General features: G+C 71.3%; 9 protein-coding genes. 5 read left to right on the plus strand and 4 right to left on the minus strand.

Going from position 1 to position 12,285, the window contains the following annotated elements:
• Positions 1 to 23: 23 nt before the first annotated feature.
• Genes ACZ58V_RS10460 through ACZ58V_RS10480 form a run of 5 tightly spaced genes read left to right on the plus strand, consistent with a single transcriptional unit; the run spans position 24 to position 8,362 of the window.
• Positions 24 to 962, plus strand: coding sequence for an alkaline phosphatase family protein (locus ACZ58V_RS10460; protein ID WP_471289462.1), 939 nt, complete (start codon positions 24 to 26; stop codon positions 960 to 962).
• Positions 959 to 3,895, plus strand: coding sequence for a glycoside hydrolase family 2 TIM barrel-domain containing protein (locus ACZ58V_RS10465; protein WP_471289464.1), 2,937 nt, complete (start codon positions 959 to 961; stop codon positions 3,893 to 3,895). Before ACZ58V_RS10460 ends, ACZ58V_RS10465 begins: the two co-directional genes overlap by 4 nt.
• 54 nt (positions 3,896 to 3,949) lie before the next feature.
• A complete protein-coding gene (locus ACZ58V_RS10470; protein WP_471289465.1) occupies positions 3,950 to 5,794 on the plus strand; it encodes a LamG-like jellyroll fold domain-containing protein in 1,845 nt (614 codons plus the stop codon).
• A 20-nt stretch (positions 5,795 to 5,814) separates the two neighbouring features.
• On the plus strand, positions 5,815 to 7,482 hold the full coding sequence (locus ACZ58V_RS10475; protein ID WP_471289467.1) for a PHP domain-containing protein: 1,668 nt from the start codon (positions 5,815 to 5,817) through the stop codon (positions 7,480 to 7,482).
• 52 nt (positions 7,483 to 7,534) lie between these two features.
• Positions 7,535 to 8,362, plus strand: coding sequence for a PaaX family transcriptional regulator (locus tag ACZ58V_RS10480; RefSeq protein WP_471289469.1), 828 nt, complete (start codon positions 7,535 to 7,537; stop codon positions 8,360 to 8,362).
• Here ACZ58V_RS10480 and ACZ58V_RS10485 read toward each other — a convergent pair.
• The 4 genes from ACZ58V_RS10485 to ACZ58V_RS10500 are packed head-to-tail and all read right to left on the minus strand — an operon-like array spanning position 8,353 to position 12,143.
• Positions 8,353 to 8,808, minus strand: coding sequence for a MaoC family dehydratase (locus ACZ58V_RS10485; RefSeq protein ID WP_189726100.1), 456 nt, complete (start codon positions 8,806 to 8,808; stop codon positions 8,353 to 8,355). The genes ACZ58V_RS10480 and ACZ58V_RS10485 overlap by 10 nt on opposite strands.
• Before the next feature lie 14 nt (positions 8,809 to 8,822).
• On the minus strand, positions 8,823 to 10,328 hold the full coding sequence (locus ACZ58V_RS10490; RefSeq protein ID WP_468184213.1) for an acyl-CoA synthetase: 1,506 nt from the start codon (positions 10,326 to 10,328) through the stop codon (positions 8,823 to 8,825).
• Positions 10,329 to 10,338: 10 nt separating this feature from the next.
• Complete coding sequence (locus tag ACZ58V_RS10495; RefSeq protein ID WP_471289472.1) at positions 10,339 to 11,214, minus strand: amidohydrolase family protein; 876 nt, start codon at positions 11,212 to 11,214, stop codon at positions 10,339 to 10,341.
• Between the two features lie 11 nt (positions 11,215 to 11,225).
• Positions 11,226 to 12,143 (minus strand): SDR family oxidoreductase, encoded by a 918-nt coding sequence (locus ACZ58V_RS10500; RefSeq protein WP_471289475.1) that lies wholly within the window; start codon positions 12,141 to 12,143, stop codon positions 11,226 to 11,228.
• Positions 12,144 to 12,285: the final 142 nt, after the last annotated feature.

Here is a 12,285-nt window from a genome sequence, read left to right on the forward strand (position 1 = left end):
ACGAGAGAAGAGAGGGGCAGGCGGTGGCGGACCGCGACGCGAACGCGTACGGCAAGGTGCTCGTGGTGGGCATGGACGGGCTGCGCTTCGACCGGCTGGCCCTCTCCGCGTCCGCGGCACCCGTGCTGCACGGCCTGATGGCCAGGGGCGCCCACGGCACGAGCCTGCTGCCCTACGGGGAGGCCGACGGCCGGGCCGGGAACGGGCCGTCGACCAGCATGGCCTACACCGACTCCGGGCCGGGCTGGTCGAGCGTGCTGACCGGGGTGTGGCCCGACCGTCACGGAGTGACCGGCAACGACTTCACCGGCGCCGACTACGCCCGCCACCCCGACGTCCTGAGCCTCGCCGCGGCGGCCCGGCCCGGTCTGCGCACCGCTGCCGCGGTGTCCTGGCCGGAGCTGGTCCGCCGCGGTGTCCTCGGCCCCGCGATCGGCCGACGGGTCTACTACGACGGCGAATCCGACGGCTACGCGAGCGCGGACCGCCGCGTCGCCGACACCGCGGCACGCTGGCTCACCGACGACGACCCGGACGTGGTGTTCGTGTACTTCGGCGCCACCGACGAGGCGGGCCACGCCACGGGCCCCCTCTCCCCCGCCTACGATCACGCCCTCCTCGCCCAGGACGCGCACCTCGGACGGCTGCTGGAGGCGATCGACGCCCGGCGCTCCGACCCGGCACGCACCGGGGAGCGCTGGACCGTGCTGGTGACCACGGACCACGGTCACCTCGACTCCGGCGGCCACGGCGGTGACACGCGTGCCGAGCGGGAGGTCTTCGTCGTGCTCGCCGAACCGGGCGGGCCCGCCGGGCCCGTAGGCGCCCGGCTCGACTCGCCCCGCCTCATCGACATCGCCCCCACCGTCCTGGACCGACTCGGTATCCCCGTCGACCCCACCTGGGGCCTGCCGGGCCGCGTCCTGCCCCGCCCCACCGCACCGACTCCGGAATGGTCATGACCGACGCACCTCTCGATCCCCTGCTCGCCCTGCGCCCCTGGGAGGCACCCGAGGTGACCTCCTGGGGGCGGCTGCCCATGAACGCCGTCGACCGGCGGGCCGGGGCCGTCTCCCTCGACGGCGACTGGCGCTTCCAGCTGCTGCCCGCGCCGGACGCCCCGCTCGGGGAGGTCTGGTCGTCGTCGTACGTACCCGGTGTGTGGACCATGCAGGGCACGGACGACCTCCCGCGGTACCTGAACATCCGCATGCCGTTCGCCGAGTTCCCGCCCGAGGTGCCCGCGGCCAACCCGACCGGCGTGTACGAGCGTGCGGTGGACGTGCCGGCCGAGTGGGCCGGACGGCGGATCGTGCTCCAGGTGGGGGCCGCCGAGAGCGTGCTGCTGGTGCATGTGGACGGGCGGCCCGTCGGGATCTCCAAGGACTCCCATCTGGCCGCCGAGTTCGATCTGACGCCGGTGCTGCGCCCCGGGGAGCGGGCCACCCTGCGGCTGACCGTCGTGAAGTGGTCGGACGCCTCGCACATCGAGGACCAGGACCACTGGTGGCACGGCGGGATCACCCGCTCGGTGCTGCTGTACGCGCGGGACCCGCTGCATCTCGCGGACGTGGCCGTGCGGGCCCGGCGGGACGGCGACCTGCGGGTGGACTGCCGGGTGCGGGACACGGGCGGGCCACTGCCCGAGGGCTGGTACGTCAGCGCGGAGCTGGACGGGCACCTGCTCACCCAGGACACGGAGTTCGACCGCGCCAACGCCGAGGACGAGCGCGTCTCCGACTTCCTCGGCGAGGCCCGGCTGCGGACCGCCGTGCCGGACGTGCGCACCTGGACCGCCGAGACGCCCGAGCTGTACGGGCTGACCGTACGGCTGCACCGCGCCGACGGCACGGTCGCCGACACCTCGCACCACCGGATCGGTTTCCGTGACGTCGAGATCTCCGGCCGGGACCTGCTGGTCAACGGCGAGCGCGTGTTCATCCGGGGCGTCAACCGGCACGACTTCCATCCGCTGACCGGCCGGACGGTGTCGTACGACGACATGCGCGCGGACCTCGTCCTGCTCAAGCGGTTCGGCTTCAACGCGATCCGCACCGCGCACTACCCGAACGACCCGTCCCTGTACGACCTGGCCGACGAGCTCGGCTTCTACGTCGTCGACGAGGCGGACATCGAGTCCCACGACCACGCGCACGAGATCGCCGGCGACCCGTGCTATCTGGGCGCCTTCGTCGACCGGGTCGCGCGGATGGTGCTGCGGGACAAGAACCACCCGTCGGTCATCATCTGGTCGCTGGGCAACGAGTCCGACTACGGCGCGAACCACGACGCGGCGGCGGGCTGGGTACGCCGGCACGACCCGGCCCGGCGCCCGGTGCAGTACGAGGGCGCAGCCAAGCTCGGCTGGGCCGATCCGGACCTGGCCTCCGACATCGCCTGCCCGATGTACGCGCCCCTCCAGGAGTGCCTGGCGCACGCCATGTCCGGGACCCAGACCAAGCCGCTCATCCAGTGCGAGTACTCGCACGCCATGGGCAACAGCAACGGCACGCTGGCCGACCATTGGGAGGCCATCGAGGCCACCCCGGGTCTTCAGGGCGGGTTCATCTGGGAGTTCTGGGACCACGGCATCCTCCAGCGTGTGGACGACGGCAGACCGGCCGGGCGTGGGGGCGCCGGGCTCTATGACAACGGTGTCGCCGCGCCCGGGCATCGCTGGGCGTACGGCGGCGACTTCGGGGAGAGCGACCACGACGGCGCCTTCATCGCCGACGGGGTGGTCTTCCCCGACCGCACCCCCAAACCCGTGATGTTCGAGCACCGGGAGATCGCCGCGCCGGTGCGGATCGAGTGCTTCCGGCACGAGGGCATCGTCCTCGGCAACCACCAGCACTTCCGGGGCCTGGACTGGCTGTCCGGCGCGTGGGAGCTGTCCCTCGCCGACGGTGGCACGCTGACCGCTCCCGCCGAGCTGCCCGATCTGCGGCCGGGCGAGACGGCCGCCGTGCCGCTGCCGTTCGAGCTGCCGGAGGACGGCGGCGAGGCCTGGCTGACGCTGCGCGTCACGACGGCCGGGGACGAGGCCTGGGCGCCGCGCGGCACGGTCGTGTGCCTGCCGCAGGTGCGGCTGCGGGCGGCGGAACCGGTGCGGCACACGCCGGTCACGAACCGCCCGGTGGAGGTCGACGAGGACGGGCTGCTGGTCCATCCTCTGCTGGCGGCCGCGCCCACGCTGTCCCTGTGGCGGGCGCCCACCGACAACGACGAACTGGGCGGTATGGCGGGCCGCTGGCGGGACTGGGGGCTCGACGCGCCCACCCGGAAGGTCGTCGCCGTACGGCGTGACCCGGGACGGGTGGCCGTCGTCGCCGACCTTCTCTGCCCGGGCGGGACCGTCCGGCACGAGCAGGTGTTCACGGCCGTCGAGGGCGGGCTGCTGGTGGAGGAGAGCGCCGAGCTGCCCGAGGCGCTGGACGACGTGGCCCGGGTCGGGTCGGTCTTCGAGACGGTCGCCGGGCTGAACCTGCTGGAGTGGTTCGGGCAGGGCCCCTGGGAGTCGTATCCGGACCGGGGCGCGGGCGCGCCCGTAGGCCACCACGGTCTGCCGGTGGACGAGCTGTTCACGCCGTATCTGCGGCCGCAGGAGAGCGGCGGGCGGCACGGCGTACGGCGGTTCACGCTGTCCGCGCCGGACGCCACCGGACTGGCGGTGCGGCTGGACCGGCCCTGCCAGGTGTCCGTGACCCGCCATCGCGCGGCCGACCTCGCCTCGGCGGCGCATCACGACGAACTGGTGCCGCGTGCCGGGTGCGTGGTGCACATCGACGTGGCGCACCGCGGTCTTGGCACGGCGTCGTGCGGGCCCGACACCTTCGCTTCCTATCTCGTCTCGGCCGGCGTCCATCGCTGGAGCTGGACGCTGCGCGTTCTCTGAGTTCTCCCCTCCCTTCTCTGTCACCTCTCTTCTCTGTCACCTCATGGAGCACCCGTGTGCACTTCGCATGACCACGACCTGGGCGAGGCGCCCCAGGCCGGTGCCGGAAGACGCAGTTTCCTTCGTGCCACGGCGCTGCTCGGCGCGACCGCCGGAGTGGTGGCCGCGCTGCCGGCCGCCACCGCCGTGGCGGCGCCGTCGAGTTGGCGTCCCGATCCGCACAGCCGCCGCTTCACGCTCGCCGTGATGCCCGACACCCAGTACCTCTTCGACGGGCCGAGCATCGACAAGGCCCCGGTGGAGGCGTCACTGCGCTATCTGCTGGAGCACGGCAAGGAGGAGAACCTCGTCTTCCTGTCGCATCTCGGGGACCTCACGCAAAACGGCGCGAAGGAGGAGTTCGCGGCGATCGGCGAGGCGTTCCGGCTGCTGGACCGGCGGGGCGTCGGCTACAGCGTCCTGGCCGGCAACCACGACGTGAAGTCGTCGACGACCGACCAGCGCGGGGCGACGCCGTACCTGGACGCCTTCGGCCCGCGGCGGTTCCAGGGGAAGCCGACGTTCGGCGGCGCCTCCCCGGACGGCTACAACACCTTCCACCTGTTCACGGCGGGCGGCCGGGAGTGGATGGTGCTGGCCCTGGACTGGCGGCTGTCGCCGCAGGGCTACGCATGGGCGAAGGAGGTTCTGGCGAAGCACCCGAAGACGCCGGTGATCCTCACGACGCACGAACTGGTCGTCGAGGACGACTCCCTGTCGGAGTACGGGCAGCAGCTGTGGGACCAACTGGTCGGGGAGCACGACCAGATCTTCCTCACCCTCAACGGGCACTACTGGCCCGCCGCCCGCGCGACGCGGAAGAACGCGGCCGGGCACGACGTCCATCTGCATCTGACGAACTACCAGAACCGCTACTTCGGCGGCGCGGCCATGATCCGTCTCTACCGCTTCGACCTGGACCGGAACGTCATCGACGTGGAGACGGTCTCCCCGTGGATCCTGGGCCGGGCCGGGAAGGGGCTCAACGAGCTGGAGCGGCAGGAGATGGAGCTGAGCGGCGACGCCGACCGGTTCTCCGTCGAGATCGACTTCCAGCAGCGCTTCTCCGGCTTCGCCCCGGTGCCCGCGCGGCCGGCCAGGCCCGCCGCGAAGCTGCTGGTCCCGGGCACGATGGCGTACTGGCGCTTCGACAAGCCCGCCGACGGCACGGACAGTACGGCCGGCACCGTCCGCGACCTGTCCGGGCGCGGCAACGACCTCTCGCTCGTCACGGTGGGCGGCGGCGCCCTGGGCTGGTCGGCGGACCACCACCCCGACCAGCCGGGCCACGGCAGCCTGGAGTTCCAGGGCTTCAAGTCGCCGCTGAAGGGCGCCTATCTGCGCACCGTCGACGGCGCCCCGCTCAACTCGGCCACCTTCGAGGACGGCTACACCATCGAGGCGTTCTACCGTCTGCCCGCCGACTGGGACCCGGACCACAACGCCTGGTCGGGCCTGGTCTCGCGCACGGGCACGGGCGGCGCCGCCGGCAAGACCGCCGACGACCCGGACGAGCCGCTGGCCACACTGTCGCTGTCCAACGACCGTGAACCGCAGTGGGCGATGCGCCCGCTCAACCAGCAGGGCATCGCCACCAACTGGGCTCAGGAGACCCCGCTGGAGACGTGGTGGCACCTCGCGGTCGTCAACGACGGCAAGCACAGCACGCTGTACGTCGAGGGCTGCCCGGTACTCCGTAATCCCAAGGCGTCCTCCGTCGGCATCACTTCCGTGGGCCTGCCGTGGCTGCTGGGCGGCTACGAGTACGGCGGGAAGATCGACCAGATCCTGCACGGACGTCTCGGTGACGTCCGCATCGTCGAACGGGCGCTGCCCGTCACCTCCTTCATGACGCACTGACTCCCTTCTCGAGGATCACCATGACCGAGCAGCAGCTGCCCGACTGGGCCGACCCCTCCGTCTCACCCGCCGCACTCGATCCGCAGGGCCTGTCCAGGCGCGGACTCCTGCGCCGCGCGGGCCTGTTCGGCGCCGCCTTCACCCTCGGCTCGGCCGCCGTGCCCGCCGCGGCCTCACCGCAGCGCCTCGGCGGCGACGACCCGCGGCTGGCGTATCTGGTGGGCGACCACCACGTCCACTCCGTCTACAGCCACGACGCCAAGTACACGTTCTCCCAGCAGGCGAAGGCCGCCGCCAAGTACGGCCTGGACTGGATGGTGTTCAACGAGCACTCCAACTTCGGGCACGCCTACTACGGCGCGCAGCTGGAGCACGAGGAGATCCTCAAAGCCCGTGCGGAGAACCCGCGTCAGCTGATCTTCCAGGGCCTGGAGTGGTACATCCCGGCCGCCGAGCACTGCACGGTGTTCGCGGCGCCCGGCCCCCACGAGGTGGATCTGCTCACGCAGTTCGAGCTCGCCTACGACGGCAAGCTGCTCAACTACACCGAGGGCTCGGCCGGCGCGACCGACACGGCCCGCAACGAGGCGCACGCCGTCAAGGCGATCAAGTGGCTGGCCGAGCAGCGCCGTTCGGGCTATGTCGACGACGTCCTCGTGCTCGCCAACCACCCGCTGCGGCTCGGGATCGACTCCCCGCACGAGATGCGCAACTGGCGGGACGCGGCTCCCGAGATCATGATCGGCATGGAGGGTGCCCCCGGCGCCCAGGGTGCCGCCATCCCCGGCTGGCGCGGCACGACCTCGATCCGCGGCGAGTACGAGAACAAGCCGTCCGCCCAGTCCTGGTCCGGCTACCCGGCGGACGCCTATCTGACGTACGGCGGCTTCGACTGGGCGACGGCGACCGTCGGCGGGCTGTGGGACGCGCTGCTCGCCGAGGGCAGTCTGTTCTCGATCACCACCAACTCCGACAACCACCGGACCGTCTTCGACACCTGGAAGAACGGCGACTGGCCGACCGGACAGAACTTCGACAACACCGGCAAGCTCCCCGACCCGGTGAACACCGACACCCCGCAGCCCGGCAGCGACTTCTGGCCCGGCCAGTTCAGTCGCACCCACGTCGGTGTCACCCGCTACGGCTATCGCGCTGTCATGGCGGGCCTGCGCGCGGGCCGCGTCTGGCTGGACCACGGGCATCTGCTCGACGGGCTCGACGTCCGGGTCAAGCGGGACTGCGACGCCGGTCGCGGCGTCACCCTGGGCGGCCGGCTGCGCGTCCGCAAGGGCGAGAGGATCAGCCTGTACGTCACCGTCACGACCGCCTCCCGCCCCAACGCGCAGGGCATCCTGCCCGAGCTCCGGCACGTCGACGTGATCCGGGGCGCGGTGCGGGGCCCCGTCACCGACCGGGACACCTGGAAGGCGCCGGACACCAAGGTCGTACACACGAAGGACGTCAGCGGCCGCAAAGGGACGTACACACTGCGCATCCCGCTCACCGCCGGGGACGAGTCCTTCTACGTCCGGCTGCGCGGCAGCGACGGCAACCGCAACGGCACCGGCTACCTCGGTGCCTCGGTCGACCCGCACGGGCCGGTCCCGCACGCGCCCGGGGACGGTGACCCGTGGGCGGACACGTGGTTCTATACGAACCCGGTGTTCGTCGATGTCGAGGGTTCCTGACCCCGGGTACCAGCAGGTCATGGACTGATCCGGCGGAGGTACGGTGGGCCGCGTGACCGGTGAAGAGTCGCTGCGGCCCCAGTCCCTCATGCTGACGTTCCTGGGCGACCAGGTGCTCGGGCGCGATGTGTGCGTGTACTCGGGCAGCGTCATCGACGTGTTCGCCCGGGCCGGGATCGGCGAGCAGGCGACCCGCTCGACGCTGACCCGCATGGTGGGCCGTGACCTGCTGCGCCGCCAGCGTGAGGGCCGCCGGATGTACTTCGGGCTGACCGAGCGTTCGGAGGCGGTGCTGCGCGACGGCGAGCGGCGCATCTGGCAGACCGGCGCCGTCAACCGGCACTGGGACGGCACCTGGACCCTGCTCGGCTTCTCCCTGCCCGAGTCCTGGCAGCGCCAGCGCCACGACCTGCGCTCCCAGCTGACCTGGAGCGGCTTCGGCCCGCTGTTCAACGGCCTGTGGATCGCCCCGGGCGAGGTCGACGTGTCGGCACTGGTCGCCGAGCTCGGCCTGTCCGCCCATGTGAAGGTCTTCCGGGCCCACGCGGACACCGGCATGGACATCGGCCAGATGATCGAGGAGACCTGGGAGCTGTCCGACCTGGCCGGGCACTACGAGGCGTTCGTACGACGCTGGCAGCCCTGGGAGGACGGCCTGCCGGAGGCCGACGACGCGCTCGTGCTGCGGCTGCGGCTGCAGACGGAGTGGCTGGGCATCGTCCGGCGCGATCCGCGCCTGCCCGTCAAACACCTCCCGGACGACTGGCCGGCGGACCAGGCCGAGAAGACGTTCCGGTCCGTGCACGACCGGCTGTCACCGCTCGCCCGCGACGCCTCGGAACGCCTGCTCGACCTGGTGCCCGCGCGGCCTCAGGCGTAGAACCGCGACAGGCTCTGCAGCACCGCCGCCGGCTTGGAGCCGCCCTCGATCTCGATGGCGCCCTCGACGGTGATCTGCGCGCCGCCCGGCACGTCCTCGACCTCCGCGAGCCTGGCCGTCAGCCGGATGCGGGAGCCGACCTTCACGGGTGAGGGGAAACGCACCTTGTTGAGGCCGTAGTTGACCTTCGTCGTCACGCCCTGGACATCCAGCAGCTCGGTGAACAGCGGGATGAAGAGGGAGAGCGTGAGGTAGCCGTGCGCGATGGGGGCGCCGAAGGGGCCCTCCTTGGCCTTCTCGGGGTCCACGTGGATCCACTGGTGGTCCCCGGTCGCGTCGGCGAAGGTGTCGATCCGCTCCTGCGTGACCTCGATCCACTCGCTGGTGCCGAGGTCGCCGCCCGCGAGCTTCTTCAGTTCGTCGAGACCGTTGACGGTGATGCTCATACAGCTGTCCTTCGCTAGGAGTTGGTGCCGTAGCGCTTGCGCACGCGGGACTTGAGGAGCTTTCCGGAGGCGGTGCGCGGCAGTTCGTCCGCGACGACGACCGACTTCGGGATCTTGTACTTGGCGAGGCGTCCCGCGAGCGACGCGAGCACCTCGTCGGGGTCGAGCGCGGAGCCCTCGCGGGGGACGACGACCGCCCGCGGCACCTCGCCCCACTTGTCGTCCGCCACGCCGATGACCGCGCACTCGACGATGTCCGGGTGGGCGAGGAGCTGGTCCTCGATCTCGGCGGGGTAGATGTTCTCCCCGCCTGAGATGATCATGTCCTTGAGGCGGTCGACGATGTGGACGTAGCCGTCCTCGTCGACCTGGGCCGCGTCGCCGCTGCGGAACCAGCCGTCCACGAAGGACGCGGCCGTCTCCTCGGGCAGTCCCCAGTAGCCGGGCATGACGTGCGGTCCGCGGACCACGACCTCCCCGACCTCGCCGACGTCGACCGGCCCGAGGTCCGGCCGTACGACGCGTACGTCGCTGAAGAAGTGCGGCACGCCCGCCGAACCCGCCTTGCTGACGGCGTGCTCGGCGTCCAGGAACAGCGTGCCGGGCGCGGCCTCGGTCATGCCGTAGCCCTGCAGGAAGGTCAGTCCGCGCTCCTGGTAGGCCGCGATCAGCGGGGTGGGGACCGGGGAGCCGCCGCAGGTCAGGATCCGCAGCGAGGAGAGGTCCGCCCCCGGCCAGCGCGGGTGCCTGGCCACCTGGTCGAACATCGTCGGCACGCCGAACATGAAGGTGATCCGGTGCCGCTCGATCAGGTCGAAGGTGGCGTTGGGGTCGAAGGCCTCGACCAGGACGCAGGTGCCGCCCTTCAGCAGGACCGGGAGCGTCAGCATGTTCAGGCCGGCGGTGTGGAACAGCGGGGCGGAGACCAGGGCTCGTTCGTCGGCGACCAGGTCATGGTCGATGAGGACGTTGACCGCGTTCCAGGTGAGATTGCCATGGGTGAGCATGGCGCCCTTGGGGCGGCCGGTCGTGCCCGAGGTGTACATGATGATGCAGGTGTCGTCCGGAGTGACCGGTGTGTCGATGGGCTCTTCGGAGGCCGACGCCAGCGCCTCCTCGTACTCGGCGCCCACCTCGGCGTACGTACGCACATCCGTGCTGCCCGGGAGTCCCGCGACCAGACCGGCGTGTGACGGGCCGTAGACGAGGGCCTTGGCGCCGGAGTCGGCGAGCTGGTAGGCGATCTCGGGGCCGGCCAGGCGCGTGTTGAGGGGGACGAAGACCGCGCCGAGCGTGCCGGCCGCGAACAGGGTCTCCAGGTAGGAGGGGTGGTTCGGGCCGAGGTAGGCGATGCGGTCGCCGCGCCGGATGCCCCGCTCGCGCAGGGCGTGGGCGAGGCGGGTGGTGCGCTCGTACAGGCCGGCGTAGGTGCGGGTGGTGTCGCCGTGGATCAGGGCGGTGCGGTGCGGGGTCTTGCGGGCCCGGCGTGCGGGCCATGACCCCAGTCCCTCGTTGCGCATGTCACGCCCCTTACGGTTTCGTCAGCCCGAGCAGGCGGGCGGCGTTCTCCTTGAGGATCTTCGGCCGGACCTCTTCCTTGATCGTCAGCTTGCCGAAGTCGGCGAGCCAGCGGTCGGGAGTGAGGACGGGGAAGTCGGAGCCGAAGAGGACCTTGTCCTTCAGCAGGGTGTTCGCGTACTGCACGAGCTGCGGCGGGAAGTACTTCGGCGACCAGCCGGACAGGTCGATGTGCACGCCCGGCTTGTGCGTGGCGACGGCCAGGGCCTCGTCCTGCCAGGGGAACGACGGGTGCGCCAGGATGATCTTCAGATGCGGGAAGTCGGCGGCGACGTCGTCCACGTGGAGGGGGTTCGAGTACTTGAGGCGGATGCCGCCTCCGCCGGGGACTCCGGCGCCGATGCCCGTCTGGCCGGTGTGGAAGAGGGCGATGGTGCCCGTCTCCTCGATCACCTCGTACAGGTCGTAGGCCACCGAGCGGTCGTTGGGGAAGAAGCCCTGGATGCTGGGGTGGAACTTGAAGCCCTTCACCCCGTACTCCTCGACCAGGCGGCGGGCCTGCTTGACGCCCGCCTTCCCCCGGAAGGGGTCGATGGAGGCGAAGGGGATGAGGACGTCGGCGTTGGCGGCGGCCGCCTCGGCGACCTCCTCGTTGGGGACGGGCGGGGTGCCGGTGGCGGACTCGGCGTCGACCGTGAAGATCACGGCGGCCATCTTCCGCTCGCGGTAGTACGCGGCGGTCTCCTCCAGGGTCGGCTTCCGCTTGCCCTCGACCTTGAAGTAGGCGGAGGAGGCGTCGTGCAGGTCGTCGTCCAGCGAGGAGTGGCCCTTGGAGGACACCTCGGCGTGGGTGTGGACGTCGATCGCGACGAGGTCGTCTGCGTTCATCGAGGGGGCCATCACGCCTCCGGGAACTTCGGCGCCGGGATGCCGACCGACTGGGGTTCGGCACCGACCGAGGTGGGCCAGGCGTCGGCCAGGGCGCCGGGGGTCCAGCCGCCGTCGGCGTACGCCGCCCTGATCTCCTGCGGATGCGACCAGAGTGCCACCTTGTCGCCGCCGATGCCGATGGCCTGGCCGGTGATGCCCCGGGCGGACTCGGAGGCGAGGAAGGGGACCAGGGCCGCGCAGTCCTCCGGGGTGCCGAAGCCCTCGCCCTTGCGCAGGAAGTCCGGCAGCGGTTCGCCGCCGCGCATGGCCTCGATGTACGGGGCGAAGGCCGGGATCGTCTCGGTCATCGCGGTCGCCGCGACCGGCACGATCGCGTTGACGGTGATGTTCGCGCGGCCCAGTTCCATGGACCAGGTGCGGGCCATCGCCGCGATGCCGGCCTTGGCGGCGGCGTAGTTCGTCTGGCCGAAGTTGCCGCGCTGTCCGGCCGGGGAGCCGACGAGGATCAGCGAGCCGCCCTCGCCCTGCTCGCGCATCCGGACGGCGGCGGCGCGGGCGCAGGTGAAGGTGCCCTTGAGGTGGGTGGTGATCACCGCGTCGAAGTCCTCGTCGGTCATCTTCCACAGCACCTTGTCGCGCAGGATGCCCGCGTTGGTGACGAGGACGTCCAGTCGGCCGAACTCCTCGACCGCGCGGTTCACCAGCCGCTCGGCGGCCTCGGAGCTGCCGACCGGGACGACCTCGGCGACGGCCCGGCCGCCCGCTTCCTCGATGGACTTCACGGCCGCCTCGGCCACGGCCTCGTCGACGTCGTTGACCACCACGGACGCGCCGTGGGCGGCCAGGGCATGCGCGTAGGCGAGGCCGAGGCCCCGGCCGCTGCCGGTGACGACGGCGACCTTGCCGGAGAGATCGATGCTGGGCACGGGTGGGTCCCTTCACGAGCTGATGCGGGTGGTGCGGCTTCGAGATCGAAGCTAAGAGCAATAATTGTTGACGTCAATAGTTGTTGATGACCCACGGGTGCGAGATGCTGGAATCCCAGGAAGCAACGAGCACAGGGAGCCC

Source organism: Streptomyces sp. NPDC040589 (assembly GCF_055594445.1).